The sequence below is a fragment of the Neorhizobium sp. LjRoot104 genome (assembly GCF_964253725.1).
GTDB lineage: Bacteria > Pseudomonadota > Alphaproteobacteria > Rhizobiales > Rhizobiaceae > Neorhizobium.
In genome coordinates this window covers 3,807,586-3,831,664 of the sequence record NZ_CAXURS020000001.1, presented here as the reverse complement: position 1 = coordinate 3,831,664, position 24,079 = coordinate 3,807,586, and the positions used below count along the sequence as shown (strand labels likewise).

The window sequence follows — 24,079 nt, the reverse complement described above, 5'->3', positions numbered from 1 at the left end:
CAAGGTGGCGAGAATGATCTCCATCAACATTAGCAGTTTTCATGCCGGATCGGTCAAATAATATGCACATGCATATATATAGGTTCTTATTGTTCGCCGTTCTGCCATGCTGCTGTTCGGTTGTCGCACTTATGCGCCGTCGTAGCGGCATTTGTGAATTGACAAATGGCTGGCTGGGAAAATATGCTTTTGCAAATGATTATGGATTGAAGCCGACAAGGTGAAGGGGAACTGCCATGGCCGAGCGATCTTTTGCGCGCGAAGTCGAGGATCTCAAGCTTGGAGAGGGCGAGATTTTTCGCGGGGAAGGCATTCTTGCCATCACCAAGGCGCTGCTGCAATCGGGCGTTTCCTATGTCGGCGGTTACCAGGGCTCGCCGATCTCGCATCTGATGGACGTGCTCGCCGACGCCAAGGAGATCATGGAGGATCTCGGCGTGCATTTCGAGACGTCGGCCTCGGAGGCGGCGGCGGCGGCAATGCTGTCGGCCTCGGTGATGTATCCGGTGCGTGGCGCAGTCACCTGGAAATCGACAGCCGGCACCAATGTCGCGTCGGACGCTCTTTCCAATCTTTCCTCCGGCGGCGTCAATGGCGGTGCGCTGATCATCCTCGGCGAGGACTTTGGCGAAGGCTCTTCGATCATGCAGGAACGCAGCCATGCGTTTGCGATGAAGTCGCAGATGTGGCTCCTTGACCCGCGTCCCAACCTGCCCGCGATGGTTCAGGCCGTGGAAGATGGCTTCCAGCTGTCTGAGGCGTCGAGCACGCCTGTCATGCTGGAAGTGCGTATCCGCGCCTGTCACGTGCACGGCCAGTTCGTCGCCAAGGATAACCAGCGGCCAAAGTTCACGCTCCGCGAGGCGCTGGAAAATCCGGTCCGCGATGTCAACCGCATCGTCCTGCCGCCAGCCAATTTCGGGCAGGAGAAGGACAAGCTGGAGCGCCGCTGGCCGGCTGCCGTCAACTTCATCAAGGAAAGGAAGCTCAACGAGCATTTCGGCCCCGAGGAAGGCGAGATCGGCATCATCACGCTTGGCGGTCTCTACAATGGCGTCATGCGCGGCCTGCAGCAGCTTGGTCTGGCGGATGTCTACGGCAATTCGTCGGTGCCGATCTACGTGATGAACGTCGCCTACCCGATGATCGACGACGAGGTGGTCGATTTCTGTCTCGGCAAGAAGGCCGTGATCATGGTGGAGGAAGGCGCGCCGGAATATATCGAGCAGTCGCTGCACACGCTGATGCGCCGCCGCGATATCCAGACCCGCCTGCACGGCAAGGACATCCTGCCGCTCGGCGGCGAATATACGGCGCCGGTGATGATGAAGGGGCTGAAGACCTTCATCGAAATGTACGATCGCCTGTTGCTCGGCAACCAGCCGCCGGTGCCGGATCCGACGCCCATTCTCAACGATCCCAAGGTGAAGGCTCTGGCCGAAGTCGTGCCGGCACGCCCGGCTGGTTTCTGTACCGGCTGTCCGGAGCGGCCGATCTTTGCGGCGATGAAGCTGGTCGAAAAGGAACTCGGCGAACATCACGTCTCGGCCGATATCGGCTGTCACCTGTTCTCTATCCTGCCGCCGTTCAACATCGGCGGCACGACGATGGGTTATGGCCTCGGCCCGGCTTCCGCTTCCGCCTTCAACGTCGAGGCGGACAAGCGCTCGATCGCGGTCATGGGCGACGGCGGTTTCTGGCACAACGGCCTCGCGACCTCGGTCGGCAATGCCGTCTTCAACAAGCAGGACGGCGTCATTCTCGTCGTCGACAATTTCTATTCGGCGGCGACCGGTGGGCAGGACATCCTGTCGTCACGGGCGATCAATCCGAACCGCAAGACCAACAATTCGATCGTCAATGCGGTGAAGGGTATCGGCGCCACCTGGGTGCGCCAGATCGACCGTACCTATGACGTCGCCAAGATGCGCGATACGCTGAAGGAAGCGCTGACGAGCAAGGAGAAAGGCCCGAAGATCATCGTGGCTTCCTCAGAATGCATGCTGAACAAGCAGCGCCGCGTGAAGCCGCAGTTCAACCAGGCGGTCAAGGACGGCAAGCGCATGGTCAAGGAGCGTTTCGGGGTGGACGAAGACGTCTGCACCGGCGATCACGCCTGCATCCGGCTTTCCGGCTGCCCGTCGCTTTCCGTCAAGCACACGGACGATCCGCTGAAGGACGATCCGGTGGCGGCGATCGACAATAGCTGCGTCGGTTGCGGCAATTGCGGCGAGGTTTCCGAGGCCGCCGTTCTCTGTCCATCGTTCTACCGCGCCGATATCATCCACAATCCGACCGGCTGGGACAAGTTCCTCTCGAAATTCCGTGGCTCGGTGATCGGCTGGCTGCAGGCCCGCCGCGCCGCCGGCCGCGTCGTGTTCAAGGAGGCTTGACCCATGAACGAGACCGTGAACCTCAAGACGCTCCATGCCTCGGACAAGCCGCTGGCGCTGGCGATCATGGCCATGGGCGGCCAGGGCGGCGGCGTGCTGGCCGACTGGATCGTCGGCCTTGCCGAAGAGCAGGGCTGGATGGCGCAATCGACCTCGGTGCCCGGCGTCGCCCAACGCACCGGCGCGACGATCTATTACATCGAGATGCTGCCGGCGCGCGACGGCGTGTCGCCGATCTTTTCGCTGATGCCGACACCGGGCGATGTCGATGTCGTGCTTGCCGCCGAACTGATGGAAGCCGGGCGCTCTGTGCTGCGCGGACTGGTGACGCCGGACAAGACCACGCTGATCGCCTCGACACATCGTTCCTTCGCGGTCGGCGAGAAGGAAAAGCCGGGCGACGGCATCGGTGATCCGACCGTGGTGGTCGGGGCGACCGATTTCGCCGCCAGGCGCACCATCGCCTTCGACATGGACACGCTGGCGCTGAAGAACGGCAGCGTGATCTCCGCCTCGATGTTCGGCGCGCTTGCCGCGGCAGATGTGCTGCCTTTCCCCAAGGAGGCCTTCGAGGCGACGATCCGCGGTGGCGGCAAGGGTGTCGAGCCCAGCCTTCGGGCTTTCAATGCCGCCTACGAGCGGGCGAAAGCCAAGCCACGTGACGAAGTGGTCGCGCTGCCGCCGAAGCATTTCGACGTGATGCCGGAAACCGCCGGCCATCCGGAACTCGACCGTCTCGTCCATCGCATGCGCGCCGAGTTCCCGGAAACCGCCTGGCCGTTGCTGTTTGCAGGCGTCAAGAAGCTCACGGATTTCCAGGATACGGCTTATGCCGGCGAATATCTCGATCGGGTCGGCAAGCTTCATGCACTGGATCGTGCCAATGGCGGCGAGGATCGCGATTATACTTTCACCGTCCAGTCGGCGAAATATGTCGCCGTCGCCATGGCCTATGACGATGTGATCCGCGTCGCGGACCTGAAGACCCGCGGTACGCGCTTCAACCGCGTCGCCAAGGAAGTCGGCGTCAAGCAGGATCAGATCCTCTACATGACCGAATACATGCATCCGCGCATGGAAGAAGTCTGCGGCACCATGCCGAAGGCGCTCGGCCTCTGGATTGAAAACCGCCCCAAGGTTTTCGCCTGGCTCGACCGGCGCATCAACAAGGGCCGCCGGGTACAGACCGGCACGCTGTTCTGGTTCCTGACGCTCTACGCTCTGGCAACGCTGCGCCGCACCCGACGTGGTACCCTCCGGCATTCACGGGAAGCCGAGCATCGCGAAGCCTGGCTCGACGCGGCAACCCCGCTGCTTTCGCGAAACTACGACCTCGCCGTCGAAGTGATCAACAATCGCCGGCTGGTAAAAGGCTATTCCGACACGCATGCGCGCGGGCTTTCGAAGTTCGACCGGGTGATGTCGGCGCTGACCATTCTGACGGATCGCGACGATGGCGCAGCCTGGATGAAGCGCCTGCGTCAGGCCGCCCTGCTGGACGAAAGCGGCATTGCTCTGGATGGTGCGCTGAAGACCGTGTCGACGCTTTGAGCGAGGTTTTGAACTAGGCCGGGCCGGTCTCCGCGTCCGCGCCTCGATCCGGCTCCGGACAGCCGCCGCCTGCGCCTGCATCTATCCTCTGCTTGCGGTCGCGAGCGCCGTGTTGAGCACCTTGCTGCAGAAGTTCAAATTCAGCAAAGGGTTCTGGGATATCGGCGCTCTGGTGGGGTCCTGCCCGCTGATGCAGGCGACCACCAGTGCCGACAGCGTGGCCTGGCGTGGATTGATGGCTCCGCTCGGGGTGGCTATCGGCTTGCCGTCCGACCCGATGATGGATCGCCCGACCAGGGCGACCAGAAGATTGCCGTATTGGCTGAGGATGATGGAATAGGCATCATGGCCGATAAAGCCGTTGGCATAGGCTTCGCAGGCTCTGTAAAGGCCGTCGCGAAGGGCCAGCACGGCACCGGCGCGGCCCTCTCCTTCTTCCACGCTCTCATCCGTCTTGGCATCCGGCGCGATTTCGGTCGTCGTCCCGGTGGAACTGGTGATCTTGACAGTCGCTTTTGCAGACTTGTCGAAAGCAACCGTATAGTCCGGGCTCGGTTCGCTGCAGATAATCGGATAGCCTAGCCTTTTACGCTCCGTGACGAGCCTGAAGTTTCCGGTCATAACCAGACTTTTAGTGCCGCCGATATCGGCCTGCTGCACTTTTTCATTCGCGGAGGTACAACCTACCAATGCCGCCGCGAGTGCGGCAGCGCAGATCTTGCCAAACATGTCCCCAGTCCCCCGCGGCAACATCGCCGCCAGCGTCGGCAACTCCACCCTTTCCGGGTGACTTGGATGCCTCGGAGGTTAATGTGCGTTAAGAATTTCAGTTTTGCAATCAAAAGTTACATCACCTTGAAAGGCACCCATTGGCTGCGGTCCCATTTTTCGAGGCGCCTGCTTCGGCCGGCCCGTCCGTCCGCAGCGCCGCTCCAGGCGCTCCCATTCCGGTTTTAAGCATACAGACACATTATAGCCGCGATCCCGTTGCTTTTGCTGCGTATCTGACCACAGTAGACGCATAGTTTTCAGCACCGGCAGCACACATGGAATCCACGGATCGTCAGCCAAGTCGCTTTCGAGACATCCTTGAGACGTACCGTCCTTACCTCATCGCCTTGGCGGCGTTGGCGGTTTTCGCGTTCACGACTTTTGCGATCTACAACCTCACGACCGAGGTCAGTTATGACGATGTTGTCGAGGCGCTCGCCAATACGCGCTGGTCTTCGATCGGCCTTGCGGTTTTCTTCACGGCACTGAGTTTCGCGGCACTTGTCGGATACGACGTGAACGCGATCACCTATATCGGCCGGTCGCTGCCTTTCGTACCTGTGGCGATAACGGCCTTCAGCGCCTATGCGGTCGGCAACACGGCCGGTTTCGGAGCACTCAGCGGCGGGGCGATCCGGTTCCGGGCCTATTCGCGCCTGGGGCTTTCGCCCGACGACATCGGCCGCATCGTCGCTTTCGTGACGCTTGCCTTCGGCATCGGGCTTCTGGCAGTCACGGCGCTTGCATCGCTGGTCACGGCACCGAGGATCGGCGCGATCCTCGACATCGACGGCACATGGGTTCGGGCCGGCGCCATCGCGATCATCATCGTGCTCGCCGCTCTTCTGATCCTCGGGCGAGGGGGACGGACCGTCTCTCTCGGAAGCCTGAGCATCCGCCTGCCGGACAGCCGGACGTCCTCGCAGCAATTCCTTATCACGGCGCTTGATGTCGCCGCTTCAGCCTCCGTCCTCTACGTGCTTCTGCCGCAGACTGAAATCGGCTGGCCGTCCTTCCTGGCGATTTATGCGACTGCCGTCGGCCTCGGGGTCCTCAGCCACGTGCCGGCCGGTCTCGGCGTTTTCGAGACGGTGATCGTCGCGGCGCTGGGCAATACGGTCAGCCTCGACGAAGTGCTCGGCAGTCTCGTCCTTTACCGCGTCATCTATCATGTCCTGCCGCTGCTCATCGCCACGCTGGTGGTGATCGGCGTCGAAATTCGCCAGCTTGCCCGTCACCCTATCGCATCGACGCTTCGAAAGCTTGAATTCCGCCTCGCGCCGCCGCTTCTGGCGACCTTCTCGATGATCGCCGGCGCCATGCTGATCTTCTCGAGCGTGACGCCGACGCCGGATTCAGATATCAATTTCCTTGGCAACTACCTGCCGTTGCCGGTGTTCGAAGGCGCGCATTTCCTTTCCAGCATTCTCGGCCTGCTGCTGTTCGTCGCCGCGCGCGGCATAGGCCAACGGTTGGACGGTGCGTGGTGGACCGCCATGGTCTGCACCTCTCTGGCGCTGATTTTCGCCTTCATGCGGGCGATCGCGCTTTTCGAGGCGACGTTCCTGATCATCCTGCTGATCAGCCTGTTCCTCAGTGCCAAGCAGTTCAAACGTCGGGCGTCGCTGTTCGGGCAGGTGCTGACGCCGAGCTGGATCGCCGCCATGTTCATCGTCGTCGCCGCGGCGATCACGGTGCTGCTCTTCGTTTATCGCGAAGTGGAATACAGTCGCGAGCTCTGGTGGCAGTTCGAATTTTCCGAGGAGGCCCCGCGCGGACTGCGTGCGGTCCTCGGCCTTGCGATTTTTGCGGCGACGATCTCCGTGTTCAGCCTGTTGCGGCCGGCTGCCCGACGTTCGGCATTGTCCACGGCGGACGATCTCGAGCGGGCAATCCAGCTCGTCATGGCCCAGGACAATGCCGACGCCAACCTGGTGCGGATGGGCGACAAGCGGCTGATGTTCTCCGAGAGCGGCAATGCCTTCATCATGTACGGCATCCAGGGCCGCTCCTGGATTGCGCTTTTTGATCCGGTCGGACCGCAGGAGGAGACGGCGGATCTCGTCTGGCGTTTCGTTGAGGAAGCCCGTGCTCGAGGCGGCCGCGCCGTGCTCTACCAGATTTCACCCGGCCTCCTTTCGCATTGCGCCGATGCGGGCCTCAGGGCCTTCAAGCTCGGTGAACTGGCGATCGTCGATCTGTCCGGCTTCGACCTCAAGGGCGGCCGGCTGGCCGGGCTCCGTCAGGCCGTCAACAAGGGTGCGCGCGAGGGGCTGGAGTTTTCGGTCATAGAGCAGCCGGACGTGATGGCACATATCGAGGACCTCCGGCGCGTTTCGGATGCCTGGCTCGAAGATCACAACACGCGCGAGAAGACCTTCTCGCTCGGCGCTTTCCGGGATGACTATGTCAGTGCCCAGCCGGTCGCCATTCTCCGGAAGGGCGGGCGGATTGTCGCCTTCGCGACGCTGTCGCTGACTGACACGAAGTATGAAGGCACCGTCGACCTGATGCGCTTCATGCCGGATGCACCGAAAGGCTCTATGGATTTCCTGTTCGTGAAGATTATGGAATATCTTCGCGATGACGGTTATGCACATTTCAATCTCGGCATGGCGCCGCTTTCCGGCATGTCCACACGCGAGGCGGCACTCGCCTGGGACAGGATCGGCAGCGTTGTTTTCGAGCACGGCGAACGGTTCTACAATTTCAAAGGGTTGAAAGCTTTCAAGTCGAAGTTCCATCCCGCGTGGGAGCCGCGTTATCTGGCTGTGGCAGGGGGCGTCAGCCCCGCCATCGTCATGATGGACGCAACGCTCCTGATCGGCGGCGGCTTGAGGGGAGTGGTTGGTAAATGATGTGTCTGCGTTCTCTTGTTATCGTGTTTGCAACGCTGCTGTCCGGCGTGCCGATGGCTGCTGCCCAGGATCAGCAGGATTATCACACCGGCCTGATCCCGCAGCCGCGCATTCTTGTGCCGAACAATGGCAGCGAGCTCGAAGGCATCGTCTTCCTGATTTCGGGCGGGCAGGGCTGGGGGGCTCGGGAGGATAGCGAGGCGCAGAAGCTGCTCGCTGCCGGTGCCGCCGTGGTCGGCATCGATTTCCCCTCCTATATCAAGTCGCTTGCCGCCGATGACGGCGACTGCGTCTACATGGTTTCCGATATCGAGGACATCTCCCAGCAGGTGCAGCGGCGGATTGGCAACCCGGAATACCGCCACCCCATCGTCGCCGGTATCGGCGAGGGCGGTGCCCTGGCGCTTGCGATGATCTCCCAGAGCCCGAACGCGACGATCGACGAGGCGATTGCCGTCGATCCGCTGGCCGGCATCCCGCTCGCCAAGGAACTCTGCACGCCGGCTTCCAAACAGAAGGTCGGCGATCGCACGGTTTATGGTTTCGACGATGGCGCGCTGCCGGCCGTCGTGACGATCATTTCCACGGCTACAGCCGATACCGCCGGCAAGGCACATGCCCTTCGCCTGAAACAGGATCACCCCGAGGTCGAACTCGGAAATTCCGGCGAGACTTCCGATGTGGCGCTTTCGCAGGCGCTTGCCGCCCGCATTGCTGCCGCGGGCCGGACCAACCAGCCGCTCGACCTGCCGCTGAACGTGCTCGAGGCCAAACCGGCCATGAACACGATGGCGGTGATTTTTTCCGGCGATGGCGGGTGGCGGGATCTCGACAGCGAAGTCGGGGGCTATCTGCAATCCCAGGGGGTTCCGACGATCGGCCTGGATTCGCTGCGGTATTTCTGGTCCGAACGCACGCCGCAAGCGACCGCGGACGATCTGGCGAAGATCATCGAACATTATCGTCGTCAATGGGGCGTTCAGAACGTATTGCTGGTCGGCTATTCGTTCGGCGCGGATGTGCTGCCCGCCACCTACAACCTCCTTCCCGCCGCAGACCGGGCGCGCGTCAAGCAGATCACGCTGCTCGGCCTGTCGCATGAAGTGGACTACGAGATTTCCGTGACCGGCTGGCTTGGCGTCACCGGCGCCGGCAAGGGCGGCGACCCGATGACCGACGTCGTCAAGATCGATCCGAAGATCATCCAGTGCGTCTACGGTACCGACGAGGATGACGATCCCTGCCCGACGCTGAAGGACAAGGGCGTCGAGGTCGTGCGGATCGAGGGCGGGCATCATTTCGACGAGAATTATCAGGCGCTCGGCAAGCGCATTCGCGACAGCCTTCAGACACGGCTGACGAAATAGGCCGATCAGATCTCGTGCTTGCGGATGTTGAGGAGGATCTTGTGGAGCGTGCCGGTGAAGGCGCGGTATTCCTCCTCGTCGATGCCGTCGAACATCCGCAGCAACGAATCGTACATGGTCGGCCAGAAGCGCCCGAAGGCTGCGCGGCCTTCCTCGGTAATCGTCACATCGCGGATGCGCATATCCTCGGCGCGCGGCGTGCGGCGGATGTAGCCCTGGTCTTCGAGGGAATCGAGCGTGCGGCTCATGGTCGACTGCTCGATGACGGCGAAGACGGAAAGCTCGTTGATGGTAAGCGAAGCGGAGACGCTGAGGACCGCGAGCGTGCGCATCTTGGCGGTCGACAGGTCGTATTCGCGCAGTTCCTCCGCCATGTTGGAGTTCCAGCGGGAGATGATGCGGTTCATCAGGTAGGGTGCGAAATGGTTGAGGCCGATCTCGCCCATGGTCGGCCGATTTTCCGGATCGCCCTCCTGATGCCAGCGCAGCACCACGCCTGAAAACCGTTCTGCCATGAAATCCATGTCTCCTATGCCACGCCGTTTCAACGCAACGACGATGCGAGCAGAAAGCCGGAGCCTCCGGCAAGCCCCGGTCCCGGATGGGTCGAGGCGCCGATATGATAGAGGCCCGGCACGTGGGTGCGGTGGTTAACAGACGACTTGAAGGGTCGCCAGAGGAAAAACTGGTCGAGCCCGCAGAAGCCGCCATACGGATCGCCGCCGACGAGGTTCATGTTCAGCGATTCCAGATCGGCGGGCGAATAGGCGCGGCGCGCGAGCTTGATCTCGGCGAAGTTGTCGATATGGCGGGCAAGCAGAGCCTCGACGCGGTCGGCATAAAGTTCGCGCAGTTCATCGGTCCAGCGGCCGTCGGCAGGTGTGGCGATCTCACCAGCCGCATCGCCCTTGATGAAGCGCGGCGCTTCGGGAAGCTGCAGCCAGAGAACGGATTTGCCCTCCGGCGCTCGCGACGGGTCGAAACTGGCCGGCTGGCCGACGCAGACGGTCGGCTCGGCGGGCAGCAGGCCACGTTCGCATTCGTTGGTAGCGCGTGAGACGCCGTCGAGGCCGGGTGTGAGGTGCAGGAGCGCCACCCTGGCGAGTTCCGGATCGCCCTTCCAGCGGGGCGGGGCGGAGAGGGCATAGTGGATCTGCATATTGCCCTTGCCGTATCGATAACCGGCAACGCCCTGCTGGATCTCGGCCGGTGCCGGTTGCGGCCAGTCCTTGAGCAGGCGGTCGTAGATCTGGTTCGGCGTCGTGGAGCAGACGACGCCGGACGTGGCGTTGATCGTCTCGCCGCCTGCCAACCTTATTCCGGCGGCCTTGTTGCCCGGACCGGGAAGGATACGTTCGACATCCGCGCCGCTGCGGATCGTGCCGCCCTGATCCGCGATCAGTCGTTCAAATGCCTTGACGAGGTTGGCGACTCCGCCCTTGACGATCGGGCAACCGGCAAGCTCGACAGCAAACCCGATGACCTTGACCATCTCGGCGGAATAGGCGCTTTCCGGCGCCAGGCCGCAATGCAGGACCCAGGGCGCCCAGAGGGCATGTGCGGCTTCGGACCTATAGGTGGTTTCGAGATAACCGCGCGCCGGCGTCAGCGCATCGCCGAACCAGGCGGCAAGCTGGCGCAGGCCCTTGCCCCAGCCCTGTCTGGCGACCGTCTTCAGCGTCGTGCCGGACCAGAGCGCGCCGCCGAGCAGCGAGAACAGGAAGGCGGCATCCGCCCCGAGAGCGTTCATTTCCCGGTCAAACGCCTTGCCGTCGCCGGCGGCCAGTGTCTCGAAGGTGGCGACATTGCGCTGGCGGTCTTTCGAGAGGATGACGGAAGAACCGTCCGGCCGCAGCACGCCGGTCGGCAGGTCGGCATGGGCGAATTCCAGGCCGCGGGCTTCGAGATCCTTGCCGAGCGCGCCATAGGCGGGCGAGGTCAGGAACAGCACCATGGTGGTGGCCATCACGTCGTGGATGAAGCCCGGCGCGGTCACCTCTTCCGTGCGCAGGCAGCCGCCGATGCGGTCGCTGCGTTCGAGAACAAGGACCTTCTTGCCTTTCTTGCCGAGCGTGGCGGCGGCGACCAGTGCGTTGATGCCGCTGCCGACGATGATGTATTCGAAATCCGCCATGCCGTCCGTCTTCCCGCTGGATACAGAAAGGGCCGGAACCTTCCGGGTCCGGCCCTTCGATCGGATCAGGCGATCAGGGCCAGCGCCCGGACCGGCGAGCCGGTGCCCTTGACGAGCTTCAGCGGTGCGGCGATCAGCACGGCGCCCTTCGGCGGCAACTGGTCGAGGTTCGACAGCGATGCGAGGCCGTATTTGCCGGCGCCGTGCATGAGGTTATGGGCAGGGAAGGGCGGGTTCATGCCGCCGGCCGAACCGGCGTCGGTGCCGATGGTTTCCTGGCCCCAGCCGATGATGTCCTTCGAAATCAGGTATTGGATGGCTTCGGCGGTCGGGCCGGGAGAATGAGGGCCATTTTCGTCGGCGTTCAGGAAGGTTTCGGTGGAGCCGTTGCGCTTGTACCAGTCGGAGCGCATCAGCACCCAGCTGCCGGCTTCGATCTCGCCATGCTCGGCTTCCCATTCCTTGATGCTGTCGACCGTCAGCAGGTAGTCCGGGTTTTCGGCGGCTTCCTGGGAGCGGTCGATGACATTGACCGGCGCCACGAAATTCTGCGGCGGGATGGTGTCGGTCGTGTTGTTCGGCTTGTCCTTGCCGGTGATCCAATGACAGGGCGCATCGAAATGGGTGCCGGTGTGTTCGCCGAGTTCCAGCCAGTTCCAGGCCCAGAACGGACCGTCCTCGTTATATTCAGAGATCGTGTGGACGGCGACCTTGGGGGTGTTCTTGCCGAACTGCGGCGGCAGGTAGAGGACGGGGGTATCTGGCCCGAGCGGCGCCGTCAGGTCCACGACCTTGACTGAGCCGGAGAGAAGAGCGGAAGCGAGACTAGTGAGTGTGCTGGAAGACATGGTGCCGGGTTCCCCTTGAATGACCGGTTTCGTGAGCCGGGCAGCAGCCGGTTTTCCTCTCCGGGTGCCGCTAACCGATGATGGAGCCTATTGCAGAAAATATGAGGATGCAAGCAATCGGGAGAGGCTGCATCGCGCAAATTTAGGTGGCGGGGTGCCGATGAAAAAGCCGGAAGTTTCACCGGAAGTTGCCTGTTTCGGACTCGATTGAGGACGAGTGCGACCGGCAGTCAACCTGCCGATACGGTCGCCGTCCGTGGTGCCGTCCTCCGAAAATATATGCATATGGATGAATAATGAGAACAGGAGGGGGCTTTTGACACGGCGATAATCGGGAGGCGGCCATAAGGACCTTGCGAGCGGCATCCATCATGGGGCGATCCAAGACCTCCGCCAACAACCACCTCGCCGGCGCCGCCTTCGAATAGGGCTCGCCGCCTCCGCCGTCAGCGCTTCTTTTCCTTGTTGAACCTCTGTTCGAGAAGATTGACCAGCCGCACCATCGGCCAGAGGAAAGCGATGTAGATCACCGCAGCTCCGATCAGCGGTGTCGGGTTGGCGTAAAGCGCCTGTGCGTCCGTCGCTTCCTTGAGGAGTTCCGGCAGCGCGACCGTGGAGGCGAGCGACGTATCCTTGAACATCGAGACACAGTTGTTGGTCATCGGCGGGATGACGATGCGGATCGCCTGCGGCAGCACGACCTTGCGCAGCGTAACGAGGAAGGGCAGGCCGAGAGCTGCGGCCGCCTCGAACTGGCCGCGCGGAATACCCTCGATGCCGGAACGGAAGATCTCCGCCGAATAGGCGGCCATGACGATCGAGAAGGCAAGGCCGGCGGACGTCCAGGAGGACAGGCGGATGCCGACGAAAGGCAGCGCGTAGTAGATGAGGATCAGCACCACCAGCATCGGCGCCGCGCGGAAGATGTCGATGTAGAATACCGTCAGATAACGCACCGGCTTCGGCCCGTAGAGGCGCAGAAGCGCGATCGCCAGGCCGATGGGAATGCCGATGCCGATGCCCGCCACGCCGAGCAGGAAGGTGTTGATCAGCCCGCGCAGCAGCGCCGGAAACGCGTCGCCGAGAACCCCGAGGTTGAAGAATGTATCGAGGAGGGTCATGTCCTGGTGCCTCTAAGCTCACGAAAAAGCCGGCCGTCGCCGGCCGGCATGATTGGGGTGTGCGATCAGTAGCCGGCTCAGGGTTTCGGCAGCGGCTGTTCGATTGCGGATGCGGAACCGGCGGCCGGATCCGAGCCGAACCACTTCTTGTGGATCGCGGCCAGCGTGCCGTCCTTCTTCATGGCGGTGATCGCATCGTTCGCCTTGGCAAGCAGGGGGTGATCCTTGGTCATCATCAGACCGTATTGTTCGCCGGTCTTGATGCGTACCTTGACGGCAAGGTCCTTCATCTTGAGGAAGGCGTATTCCATGCCCGGAACGTCGCTGACGGCGACGTCGGCGCGGCCGGCGGAGAGATCCATCAGCAGGTCCTGCTGGGCATTGTAGCTCTTGATGTCGCTGATGCCGTATTTCTCCTTGTTGTCCTTGGCCCACTTGTCGCCGGTGGAACCCGCCAGCACGCCGACGACCTTGCCCTTCAGGTCCTCGACCTTGGAAACGGTCGCTTCCTTGCGGGTGGCGATGCCCATGTCGGCGTCATAATAGGCTTGCGTGAAGGACTGGCTGCCGAGACGTTCCTTGGTGATGGTGATCGAGGAGATCGCGACATCGATACGCTTCGAGGACGTGGCGGCGAACAGAGCCTGGAAGCCGAGGTCGGAAATCTCGACCGTCATGCCGAGGCGCTTGGCGACTTCGTTGACGATGTCGACTTCGAAACCCTCGAACGTTCCGGCGGCAGTCTTGTATTCGAAGGGCGGGTTGCTCGGGTAGGAGCCGACGGCAAGCGCTGCGGCAGACGCAAAGCCGGCGCTTGCGACGGACAGGGCGGCAGCGCCCGCGAGACCTAAAAAGGCGCGGCGGAAAAGGCTCATGGTCATGATTGCGTTCCCTCTGTTCTGGCGACCGGCGGGCGTTTTTCCCTGCCGGATCGGATACGAATTCTTTTGATGATTGGCAGATGGAGCGACGTTGACGCGAGCCCTCTCCCAAGAGCGATCCAGCGGCGTCCCATATCCTCCTTCAACGCGCGTGGGAGCGGATCGTGATCGAAAATCCGGCAAGTTTCAAGGGGAAAGATTGAAGCTTAAATCATGTCGGGGCGGTCCGTCCCTGGCCGGCAAACGAGGCAAAAAATAGTTTAGGTATAAACTTGTTTTTCGCTTCCTGCGGTTCGATAGTGGCTCACGACAGGGGAACAGGGGCCGCCGGCAATCGTTGCGGTCCCATTATGGAAGCAGGAATCCAAGCCATGCGTTTTGCCTATTTCGCCTTTTTCGAAAACACCGATGGCAGCGAGCTCGCCGTGAGCAAGGCGGATGTCGAGACCGTCGCCGAGATCGTCAAGCTCACTCCCGGGTTGACCGCTGCCAATCTCTATACGCCTGAAGTCACCAAGGACATGTACAACAAAGACGAGCAGTCGCCGATCTTCGGCATGCAGCTCTATTTCAACGACCTGACCGATCTGGAAGACGCCATGGCACCGGCAGGCCACCTGCATCAGCTTGCGGCTTCCGGCGTGCTTTCGAGCATCCGCGGCGCGAAGGGCACGCAGCAGGCCATGTATGCGCGGCATTTCCCGGTCGATGAAGCCAGGCTCGATATGGAAAAGAACGGCAATCCCTGTTCATACGTGGTGCACTATACCGGACCGGCGGAGGACCTGAACGTCTGGATGCACCATTATGTCAGCCATCATCCGCAGGTGATGCGAACCTTCCCGGGTATCCGCAAGATCGAGGTCCTGTCGCGGATCGACTGGTGCGGTTTCCTTCCGTGGGAGCGGGTCAACCACATGCAGCGCAACCGGGTGATGTTCGACAGCCCGGCGGCACTGCAGGCCGCGCTGCAGTCGCCGGCGCGCATCGCAATGCGCGAGGACTTCAAGACCTTCCCGCCCTTCGAAGGCGGCAATTCCCACTTCCCGATGGAGACGCAGATCATCGTCCCGTGAGGGGCGGTGAGGCTGTTCAGAGCTTGATATGGTCGCGGTCGAGATCCGCGACCGAGCGGCAGCCGAGAAGCGCCAGGGTGCGGCGGATTTCCTCTTCGAGGATGGTGATGGCGCGGGTGGCACCCGCCTCACCTCCGGCGGCGAGGCCATAGAGTGTCGCACGGCCGGTCATGACCGCATCGGCGCCGAGCGCCAGGGCCTTGACGATGTCGGTGCCGCGGCGAAAGCCGCTGTCGGCGAGGATGGTGATCCTGCCCTTCAGCTTGCCGGCGATTTTTGGCAGGACAGTGATCGGCGAAGGCGCCCCGTCGAGCTGGCGGCCGCCGTGATTGCTGATAACGATGCCGTCGGCACCCGCATCCATCGCCAGCTCCGCATCGCGCATCGTCATGACGCCCTTGACGATCAGCGGGCGCTTCCAGATTTTCCGCAGATGGCGGATGTGGCTCCAGTGAAGGTCCGGCTCCACCTGTTCGCGCGACCAGATGGCGGTGCGGGCAAAGGTCTGCTGGTCCGCGGGCAGGAAATCGAGGAGGTTGCCGAAGGGCGGAATGCCGCGCGCCATGACCGACAGTGCCCAGCGTGGATGGCAGAGAATATCAAGCTTGTGGCGGAAGGTCGGGTCCATGCCGGCACGATAGTTGCGGCGGTCCCATTCGCGGTTGCCGAAGGTGGCTGCGTCGGTCGTCACCATCAGCGCCTGGCAGCCGGCCCTTTCGGCGCGGCCGACCAGCTCGTCCATGAAGGTCTGGGAGCGGAAGACGTAAAGCTGCATCCAGTGGGAGAGGTTGGGGATGTTGGAAAGTTCCTCGATCCGCATATTGGAGACGGTGCTCTGGGTGAAGGTCACACCGGCTTTGGCGGCGGCTTCCGCGAGCAGCCGATCTCCCTGATGCTGGAACAGACCATTGAAGCCGGTCGGGGCAACGATGAGTGGTAGCCGCATCTTCCGGCCAAAGATCGTCGTCGAAAGATCGGGCACGCCGACGCCGGTCAGCGTCGAGGGGCGGAATTCGATTTCGGAAAAGATCTGGCGGTTGCGGCGGAGCGTCCATTCGTCCTCGGCGCCGCCTTCGAGATATTCCAGCACGAAAGCGGGGAGACGGTTGCGCGCCATGGCCTGCAGGTCGGCGATGGTGACGGCGCGGCTGATATCCCTGCCGTCGTAATATCTCCGACCGGCAATCGCCATCATTCGACCTGATAGCCGGCTTCCGCCAATACCGGCGACCATTCGGCGTTGACGTCGTCCGGCGGCACGGCGGCGAGCAGGCTGCGGGTATAGGCGTGCTGCGGGTCGGCGAACACGGTTTCCGTCCGGCCGCTTTCCACGACCTCGCCGCGATACATAACCATCACCCGATCGCAGAGATAACGGACGACCGACAGGTCGTGGCTGATGAACAGCATCGAGAAGCCGTGCTCATCGCGAAGCTTCAGGAGAAGGTCGAGAAGTTGCGCCTGCACCGACACGTCGAGGCCGGAGACGATCTCGTCGGCGACGAGGATGCGCGGCAGGGTGCAAAGCGCGCGGGCAATGTTGACGCGCTGCTTCTGGCCGCCTGAAAGCTGGGAGGGGAAACGTGTCGCCGCATCCGGCGGCAGGCCGATTTCCTTCAAGAGTTCGGCGGCGCGGTCCATGCGTTCGCGGGTACTGTTGTGCAGACCGCTCGCCTCGCTTGCCTGGGTGACGATGCTGCCGATGCGACGGCGTGGGTTGAGCGCCGATTGCGGGTCCTGGAAGACCATCTGGATAAATTCGCGGCGATAGGCCCGTTCGGCATTGCTGTTGCCGGTAACGTCGCGACCGGCCAGCGTGATCTTGCCGCCTGTCGGCGTATCGAGGCCGACGACGAGGCGGGCGAGCGAGCTCTTGCCGCTGCCGCTCTCGCCGACGATGCCGACGAACTCCCCCTCGCCGAGCGAAAAATCGACGCTGTTGACGGCCTTGAAGCTGCTGCGCTTGGCGAACGGGCTCCAGGCCGTCGTATAGGCCTTGGTCAGTTTCTCGCCGTTGAGATGGATCTTGGTCGAGGCGACCTCGCGGCCGGGTGCCAGCGGCGGCGGCACGATGTCCGGCGTCTTCTCGGTGCGGATGCAGGCGGCGATATGGTTCGGGCCGATATCGGCGAGGGGCGGTTCGGCGCGGGTGCAGGCCTCGATCGCGTTCGGACAGCGGGAAGCGAAGCGGCACCCCTTCAGTTCCTTCAATACGCGTAGCCCCGGCATGCGTTCCGGCAGGATGAAGAGGCCGCGGCGCGGGCCCGATATGTTTGGGTTGGCGAGCTGCAGGCAGCGCGTATAGGGATGCGCCGGTGCCGAGAAAAGCTGTTTTGCCGGGCCGCGCTCGGCCGGCCGGCCGGCATAGAGCACCATGATCTCGTCGCTGATCTGCGAGGCGAGGCGCAGGTCGTGGGTGATGAAGATCACCGCCGTGCCGTCGCGTTTCTGCATTTCGGCGATCAGCTTGACGATGCGAGCCTGGATGGTGACGTCGAGCGCGGTGGTCGGCTCGTCGGCGATCAGCAGGCGCGGACGGCTGGCAAAGGCCATGGCGATCAGGATGCGCTGGCACATGCCGCCGGAAAGCTGGTGCGGGTATTTTTCCAGCAGCGCGGCGCCATGCGGCAGATGGACGGCCTCGAATTCCCTGAGCGCCCGCTCGCGCCAGTGCTCCCCGGAGGCAAGGCCGATGCGTAGAAGGTGTTCCTTGATCTGCTGGCCGACTGTCAGCACCGGGTTGAGGCCGGAAAGCGGCTCCTGCGGAATGAAGGCGATGTCACGGCCGAGAAGGTTGCGCCGACGTTCCGCCGCCATCGACACCAGGTCTTCGCCATCGAAGGAAAGGGTGCCCTTGGTGACGGCAAAACCCTTCGGCAGGTATTGCGAGATGGTGCGGCCGATCATCGACTTGCCGGCACCGGATTCGCCGACCAGGCCGAGGATCTTGCCGGGCTCGAGCGAAAAATTGAGGTCTGTCAGGACCGGGAAGCTTTCCTTCGCTCCAAGCGATTCAACGCAAAGATTTTTGGCCGAAAGAATGGGATTTCTGGCTGAAAGAATGGCCATGTCAGGTGCGCTCCGTCTGGGTCAGGCGCGTATCGAGGGTACGGCGCAGGCCGTCGCCCAGGATATTGAAACCGAAGACCGCGAAGAAGATCGCGAAGATCGGCGCGATCAGGTTGAACGGCGCCTCGTAGATGTTCTGGCGCGCATCGGCGATCATCTGGCCCCAGGCAGCCGTTTCCGAGCCGACGCTCATGCCGACGAAGGAAAGGATCGCTTCGACGATGATGGCGACGCCCATTTCGAGGCTCATCAGTGTGATCAGCAGCGGCAGGGTTCCGGGCAGGATTTCGCGGGTGATGGTGCGCCAGTGGGAAAAGCCGATGAGTTGCGCGGCAGAAACGTAGTCGCGTCGGCGCAGGACGATGACTTCGCTTCGCAGCACGCGACAGAAACGGGTCCAGTCGACCAGGATGATGGCAAGCACGACGTTGCGCAGTCCGGTGCCGAGGCCAACCATCAGGATCAGGGACAGAATGACCGGAGGGAAGGACAGCCAGATCTCGACGATGCGACCGATCACCCAATCCACCCAGCCGCCGAAATAACCGGCGACGTGGGCGAAGAAGGCGCCGATGATCATCGCGCCGATCGAGGCGCTGAAGGCGACCGTCAGCGCCACGCGGGCGCCGAATATCAGGCGGGACAGGACGCATCGACCGAGGCTGTCCGTGCCGAGCGGAAACATCGCATCGCCGCCATCGGCCCAGGCGGGCGGGGTCAGGATCGACAGCAGGTTCTGTTCGTTCGGATCGTTGGGCGCCAGATAGGGGGCGAAAATCGCGCAGATAGCCAGAATGAAGATGATCACCAGGCCTGTCTGGACGCGGCCGGATTTCAGCCAGAGCGGAAGCGGTCGCCCCTTCGCATATTGTAGCATGTCAGCGCACCCTCAGTTTCGGGTTGAGGATCAGGTAGAGACTGTCGATCACGATGCTGATCACCAGAACGGCGACGCAATAGGTGAGGCCTGCGCCCTGGATGATCGGCAGGTCCGCATTGCGGATCGCATCGACCATCAGATTGCCCATGCCCGGATAGGAATAGATGATCTCGACGAGCAGCGTGCCGCCGAACAGGAAGCCGAACTGCACGCCCATCAGGCTCAGCGTCGGCAGGATGGCGTTCTTCAGGCCGTGGCGGATCAGGATGCGCTTTTCCGAAAGCCCGCGAAGCCGCGCCTGCTGGATGTAGTCGTCCTGGTATGCATCGAGCAGGCTTGAGCGCAGCACGCGCATCAGCGACGGAGACAGCGCGATGCCGAGCGCGAGGCAAGGCAGGATCATATGCTCCAGCGCGTTGAAGAAGGTCGAGATATTGCCGGTGATCAGGCTGTCGAGCAGCAGGAATCCGGTGACGACCGGGCGTTCGAAACCGGGGCTCAGCCGCCCGGTGAAGGGCAGAACTTCAAAAAAGACGCCGAAGATCAGGAGCAGGAACAGGCTCCAGAGAAATTCGGGAAGCGAGAGCAGAAGGATGGAGAGAAAATCCATCACCGCTTCGGCGCGGGTGCCGCGCACGTAAAACAGGAAGAGGCCGCCGGCGAGGCCGAAGACGGTGGCGACCACCATGGCGATGACGGCAAGCTCGATGGTGGCGGGCAAGGTCGAGCTGATCAGGCTCGTCACGTCCTGACGGAAATGGATGGAGCGGCCGATATCGCCATGGAAGAGCTTGTTCAACCAGATGCCGTATTGCTGGTAGAGCGGCAGGTTGAGCCCCATTTCCGTGCGCATGGCCTCGACTTCCTGGACCGTCGCATTGGGTGGCAGCGACATCGCGGCGGGATCGACCGGCAGGATGCGCAGGATGCAGAAGAGAAGCGCAGAAACAAGCAGCAGGATTGGTATCGCGGTGAGGACACGCTTTACCAAGAGCTTGGCAATGGTCGCAATCATGCGCATGCCCCATATGACGATGTGAAGGAATGGGTCCGGGCGTACCCGGACCCCTTGATGGCTATGTCAGCCGGTATCAGGACCAGGACATGGTGCTGCCCAGGACCCAGGCATTGCCGTATTTGACGTAGTTGAGGCTCTTCTTTTTGACCAGCGTCTGGACGCTCTGCAGGATCGGGATATTGGCGCCCGTTTCGACGGCTTCCTGCGCGACGGCCTTATAGCCGGCGATGCGCTTCTCGTAGACCGGCTCGACAAAGAGTTTGAGGATCTTGTCGCCAATCTCCGGACCCTTCCAGGCGCCGAACGGCATCTTCGGGTTCATCAGGTAACCGGAGAAGATTTCCGGGTCGCCGGTAGCGTTGTCGAAGCTGTAAAGGGTCGCTTCCGGCAATTGGCCGCCGCGGTTCAGTTCGAAATACTTGGAATATTCGATCTGCTGCAGCTCGACCTTCAGGCCGACCTTCTGCCACATCTGCACCAGCGCCCTGGCGATATCGAAATCGCTCGGGAACTGGCCGTTGGTGGCGGCAAGCGTAAAGGTCGCCGGCTTGTCCGCGGTGTAACCCGCATCGGCCAAGAGCTTCTTCGACAGTTCCGGATCGTAGGCGAACTTATAATCGGGCAGGTAGCCCGGCGTGCCCGGCGTCGCCGGTACGGAGAGCGGCACTGCCGCGCCACCATAGAAGGCCTTGGAGAGCGCCGCCTTGTCGATCGCGTGATGGGCTGCAAGGCGGACGGCCATGTCCGTGAACCCCTTGTCGTTGCGCATCTGCAAGAGGATCAGGCGGGTGAAGGGATTGATCTCGGCCGTCAGGCCTTCCGTCTTGCCGAGACGCTCGGCCTCACGGACCGGAATGTTGACGGTCAGGTCCACCTGGCCGGACTGGATGGCGGCGGTACGGGCCGACGGATCCTTGATGATGTCGATCGTGACGCGTTTGATCTTCGGCTTGGTGCCGAAATAGGCGTCGTTGCGCTCCAGCACGATGCGCGAATTCATCTGGTAATCGACCAGCTTGTAGGGGCCGGTGCCGATCGGCTTCTTGGCGAATTCTTCCGGGCCGACGGATTCGATATATTTCTTCGGCACGAGGTAGCTGCCGAGGAAGGCGAGCCATTGCGGCGCGGTCGGGGTCGGGGCGGAGAATTTCATCACGCCCGAGGTCGGCGAGAGGATCTCGATGTCGGTGAGCGTGCGCCAGGAATTGGCGATATCGAGCTTCAGGCCGGACTTGATGCGATCGACGAAGGTGTATTTGAAGTCCTCCATCGTCATCGGATCGCCGTTGTGGAACTTCACGTCGCTGCGGATCTCGAACGGCATCGAAAGGCCATCCGGCTTCAATTCCCATTTGGTGATGAGATTGGCGATCAGCTTCAGGTCCGGCGACTGGTCGAGCGGCTGGTCGAAGACCATCTTGAAGAGCGGCTGGGCATCCGGAACGAAGCGGAGGTTCGGGTCCCAGGACGGCACGTCGGACGGCCAGCCGATGGTGACGTTGTCGGTATCTGCAGCGAAGGCGATTGTGGCCTGCGAGAGCACGGAGCCGCTGACCGCGGCCAGGCCGAGCATCTGCAGGAGATTTCTGCGGTCGATTTCAAAAGTCATGACGATCCCTCTGGTTCTGCCCGTCGATTACGACCGACGGACCTGCGGCGGTTGGTGAAACGCAAGCCTGCAATCCTGCCAGGGGCTTCGATTTTTTCTTTTGAGCCGCTTTTCGCGGTCGTCCCCTTAACAATTGAGGGGATCGTAGAACGAGGTATAAATTACTTCAAGCCTAAAATTTCCGATCGTGAGAAATTGAGAACGGCGTCGACTTATGCGTGTAGAAGGCCGAAAATGCGGGGGTTTTGTCAGCCTGCAGGTTGAGGGACCTCAGGGGACGCCGAACGCCGATTGGCTGGTCAAAAGCGAGGATCGTAAAAATCCGTTGACGTCTTTTCCAATTATTTTATGCTTAAAATGTCTTTTAGCGAAATGACGCCTCAACGCGACTGAAAGAGGGACGCTCATGATCGATCCGCATTGTCATTCCAGCAGCATCATGGTGGAGCGCCCGGCGGTGGTCGCCTTCGAGCTCATGTCGGACGGGCTGAAGCAGGGGCAGTGGGCCTGGGGCAGCCTCAACCGTACCGAGGTGGAGCCCGGCCTCTTCTGCGGCACCTCGACCTTCACGGGAAAGCAGACATTCGTGCGGCTCAATATCGACCGCGCCCGCTTCCAGGTGGATTACGAAGTCGGCGCGGCCAAGGAAGCCATGCAGTTCCGCAACATGTCGCGCGTCATTCCCGGCGAGCTCCTGCGCATGGGGCCGGACAAGTGCGTGGTGACGCTGCTGACCTGGCGGCTGGAGACGCAGACGGATGCGGAGTGGATCCAGTTCGGCACGATCCACGAGGCCGAGATGTTCCTGATCAAGGGCATCCTGGAACGGACATAAGGATAGAGCCATGCATTCTCCCTACCTGCTATTCGAGAACCAGGCGCTGAAGGGTCCGGATGCGCCGATGCTGATCGCGCCGGCCAGCGCCAAGCTCCCCTATGCGCCCGAGGGCTTTCGCCATAGCTATGGCCAGGTTTTCGCACGCGTCGGTCTCCTGAAGCAGAAGTTCGCGGCGGCCGGATACGGGATCGGAGCCCGCGTGGCCCTCCTCCTCGAAAACCGTCCGGAGTTCTTCGACTATTGGCTGGCGCTGAACGCGATCGGCGTCTCGATCGTGCCGATCAATCCCGATCTGCGCCGCGACGAACTGATCTTCCAGCTCGACATGGCGGAGGCGCTGCTAATGGTGGTCATCCGCGAGCGGCTGGATGACCTGCGGGACATCGCGCCCGGCAAGGTGACGGTGATCACCGCCGGTGACGACATTCCGTCCTCGCCGCAAACGCGCGAGGCAAGGCCGGGCGGTCCGGAAGCGGAATGCGCGCTGCTGTTCACCTCCGGCAGCACCGGCAAACCCAAGGGCTGCATTCTCTCGAACATCTATTTCATCGGTATCGCCGAATGGTACACGACGCAGGGCGGCATCGCTACGATGGACGAGGGAACCGAGGTTGCGCTGACGCCGCTGCCGATGTTCCATATGAATGCGCTGGGCTGCACGGCGGTCGGCATGATCATGAAGGGCGGTGCGATCGTGCCGCTCGACCGCTTCCATTCGAGCAGCTGGTGGGCGTCGATCGCCGATTCCGGCGCGACGATCATTCACTGTCTCGGCGTCATTCCCGCGATCCTGCTGCAGCTGCCGGCCGTCGAAGCCGAGCGGGCGCACAAGGTGAAATTCGCGCTGGGACCGGGCGTCGACGCCCGTCACAAGATCGAATTCGAGGCGCGCTACGGCATCCCGATCGTCGAGGCCTGGGCGATGACCGAAACCGGCGGACGGGCCGTGACCACCACCGCGGCGGACGATTACATGCCGGGCCTGCGCTGCATCGGCCGGCCGCGTGCCGGCATGGATTTCCGCATCGTCGATGACGCGGGGAATGATGCGGAAATCGGCAAGCCGGGTGAACTGCTGGTACGCGCCAAAGGCGCCAACCCGCGCGACGGTTTCTTCAGCGGTTATCTCAACGACGAAAAGGCGACCGAGGAGGCGTGGGAAGGCGGCTGGTTCCACACCGGCGACGTCGTTTATGCCGATGAGAAGGGGCTCCTCTATTTCTTCGACCGTAAGAAGAGCATCGTGCGGCGCAGCGGCGAGAACATCGCCGTGCTGGAAGTGGAAGCCGCGCTCGCCAAGGACCCGGCTGTCAAGGCTTCGGCGGTGACGCCGGTGCCGGACGATCTGCGCGGCGAGGAGGTTTTCGCCTTCATCGTCGAAAGCGAGACCGGCGGAGGGGGCGAGCCGCTCGAAAAGGCGAAGCGGATCATCGAGGCGGCCGGCGTCCATATCGCCTATCACAAACTGCCCGGCTACCTGGTTTTTATCGACAGGCTGCCGGTGAGTTCGACCCAGAAATTGCAGCGCGGCGAGATCAAGACGATGGCGGCGAAGGCGGTCGAGGATGGTTCGGCGATCGATCTCAGGAAGCTGAAGGCATCGATCCGCAAGTCGGGCTGAATTCTCTTACGGTTCTCCGTTGCATCTGATATACCATAAATCAC

Annotated in this window: 18 protein-coding genes; 7 read left to right on the top strand and 11 right to left on the bottom strand. The window is 62.2% G+C overall.

The genetic code is table 11. The features are described 5' to 3' along the window. Positions 1-236 precede the first annotated feature (236 nt). Entirely contained in the window at positions 237-2,393 is a 2,157-nt protein-coding gene (locus ACSQ8R_RS18825; protein WP_436254775.1) for a thiamine pyrophosphate-dependent enzyme, read from the top strand. Between the two features lie 3 nt (positions 2,394-2,396). Further along, positions 2,397-3,944, top strand: a complete 1,548-nt coding sequence (locus tag ACSQ8R_RS18820; RefSeq protein ID WP_436254774.1) for an indolepyruvate oxidoreductase subunit beta family protein — start codon at positions 2,397-2,399, stop codon at positions 3,942-3,944. A gap of 81 nt (positions 3,945-4,025) precedes the next feature. On the opposite strand, the gene ACSQ8R_RS18815 is transcribed toward ACSQ8R_RS18820, so the two are convergent. Beyond that, the gene (locus ACSQ8R_RS18815) at positions 4,026-4,673 is read right to left on the bottom strand and encodes a hypothetical protein (RefSeq protein ID WP_436254773.1); all 648 of its coding nucleotides are present in this window, start codon (positions 4,671-4,673) and stop codon (positions 4,026-4,028) included. A gap of 317 nt (positions 4,674-4,990) precedes the next feature. Here ACSQ8R_RS18815 and mprF point away from each other — a divergent pair, with 317 nt between their 5' ends. Further along, positions 4,991-7,573, top strand: a complete 2,583-nt coding sequence (mprF, locus tag ACSQ8R_RS18810) for a bifunctional lysylphosphatidylglycerol flippase/synthetase MprF (RefSeq protein WP_436254772.1) — start codon at positions 4,991-4,993, stop codon at positions 7,571-7,573. Further along, entirely contained in the window at positions 7,570-8,940 is a 1,371-nt protein-coding gene (locus tag ACSQ8R_RS18805) for an AcvB/VirJ family lysyl-phosphatidylglycerol hydrolase (RefSeq protein ID WP_436254771.1), read from the top strand. The genes mprF and ACSQ8R_RS18805 overlap by 4 nt, the downstream gene beginning before the upstream one ends. A gap of 5 nt (positions 8,941-8,945) precedes the next feature. On the opposite strand, the gene ACSQ8R_RS18800 is transcribed toward ACSQ8R_RS18805, so the two are convergent. The 5 genes from ACSQ8R_RS18800 to ACSQ8R_RS18780 all read right to left on the bottom strand — a co-directional run bounded on the left by ACSQ8R_RS18800 (position 8,946) and on the right by ACSQ8R_RS18780 (position 13,918). Continuing rightward, positions 8,946-9,455, bottom strand: a complete 510-nt coding sequence (locus ACSQ8R_RS18800) for a MarR family winged helix-turn-helix transcriptional regulator (protein ID WP_436254770.1) — start codon at positions 9,453-9,455, stop codon at positions 8,946-8,948. A gap of 29 nt (positions 9,456-9,484) precedes the next feature. Then, complete coding sequence (locus ACSQ8R_RS18795; RefSeq protein WP_436254769.1) at positions 9,485-11,074, bottom strand: phytoene desaturase family protein; 1,590 nt, start codon at positions 11,072-11,074, stop codon at positions 9,485-9,487. A 65-nt stretch (positions 11,075-11,139) separates the two neighbouring features. Beyond that, positions 11,140-11,922: a cyclase family protein gene (locus tag ACSQ8R_RS18790; RefSeq protein ID WP_436254768.1), complete on the bottom strand. Its 783-nt coding sequence runs from the start codon at positions 11,920-11,922 to the stop codon at positions 11,140-11,142. A gap of 446 nt (positions 11,923-12,368) precedes the next feature. Further along, on the bottom strand, positions 12,369-13,043 hold the full coding sequence (locus tag ACSQ8R_RS18785) for an amino acid ABC transporter permease (protein ID WP_436254767.1): 675 nt from the start codon (positions 13,041-13,043) through the stop codon (positions 12,369-12,371). Positions 13,044-13,120: 77 nt separating this feature from the next. After that, positions 13,121-13,918 (bottom strand): ABC transporter substrate-binding protein, encoded by a 798-nt coding sequence (locus ACSQ8R_RS18780; protein ID WP_436255517.1) that lies wholly within the window; start codon positions 13,916-13,918, stop codon positions 13,121-13,123. Positions 13,919-14,295: 377 nt separating this feature from the next. Between ACSQ8R_RS18780 and ACSQ8R_RS18775 the strand changes: the two genes are divergently transcribed. Next, positions 14,296-15,000 (top strand): hypothetical protein, encoded by a 705-nt coding sequence (locus ACSQ8R_RS18775; RefSeq protein ID WP_436254766.1) that lies wholly within the window; start codon positions 14,296-14,298, stop codon positions 14,998-15,000. A 16-nt stretch (positions 15,001-15,016) separates the two neighbouring features. Here ACSQ8R_RS18775 and ACSQ8R_RS18770 read toward each other — a convergent pair whose 3' ends face one another. The 5 genes from ACSQ8R_RS18770 to ACSQ8R_RS18750 all read right to left on the bottom strand — a co-directional run bounded on the left by ACSQ8R_RS18770 (position 15,017) and on the right by ACSQ8R_RS18750 (position 21,576). After that, positions 15,017-16,195 carry an alpha-hydroxy acid oxidase gene (locus ACSQ8R_RS18770; RefSeq protein WP_436254765.1) on the bottom strand — a complete coding sequence of 393 codons (1,179 nt, stop codon included), beginning with the start codon at positions 16,193-16,195 and terminating at the stop codon, positions 15,017-15,019. Then, positions 16,192-18,069 carry a dipeptide ABC transporter ATP-binding protein gene (locus ACSQ8R_RS18765; RefSeq protein WP_436254764.1) on the bottom strand — a complete coding sequence of 626 codons (1,878 nt, stop codon included), beginning with the start codon at positions 18,067-18,069 and terminating at the stop codon, positions 16,192-16,194. Before ACSQ8R_RS18765 ends, ACSQ8R_RS18770 begins: the two co-directional genes overlap by 4 nt. A 1-nt stretch (position 18,070) precedes the next feature. Continuing rightward, a complete protein-coding gene (locus ACSQ8R_RS18760) occupies positions 18,071-18,946 on the bottom strand; it encodes an ABC transporter permease (RefSeq protein WP_436254763.1) in 876 nt (291 codons plus the stop codon). A gap of 1 nt (position 18,947) precedes the next feature. Next, complete coding sequence (locus ACSQ8R_RS18755) at positions 18,948-19,964, bottom strand: ABC transporter permease (RefSeq protein WP_436254762.1); 1,017 nt, start codon at positions 19,962-19,964, stop codon at positions 18,948-18,950. Between the two features lie 76 nt (positions 19,965-20,040). Continuing rightward, positions 20,041-21,576 (bottom strand): ABC transporter substrate-binding protein, encoded by a 1,536-nt coding sequence (locus tag ACSQ8R_RS18750; protein ID WP_436254761.1) that lies wholly within the window; start codon positions 21,574-21,576, stop codon positions 20,041-20,043. Between the two features lie 406 nt (positions 21,577-21,982). Between ACSQ8R_RS18750 and ACSQ8R_RS18745 the strand changes: the two genes are divergently transcribed. Both ACSQ8R_RS18745 and ACSQ8R_RS18740 read left to right on the top strand, forming a co-directional pair. Further along, entirely contained in the window at positions 21,983-22,411 is a 429-nt protein-coding gene (locus ACSQ8R_RS18745) for a hypothetical protein (protein ID WP_436254760.1), read from the top strand. A 10-nt stretch (positions 22,412-22,421) separates the two neighbouring features. Continuing rightward, the gene (locus tag ACSQ8R_RS18740) at positions 22,422-24,035 is read left to right on the top strand and encodes an AMP-binding protein (protein WP_436254759.1); all 1,614 of its coding nucleotides are present in this window, start codon (positions 22,422-22,424) and stop codon (positions 24,033-24,035) included. Positions 24,036-24,079: the final 44 nt, after the last annotated feature.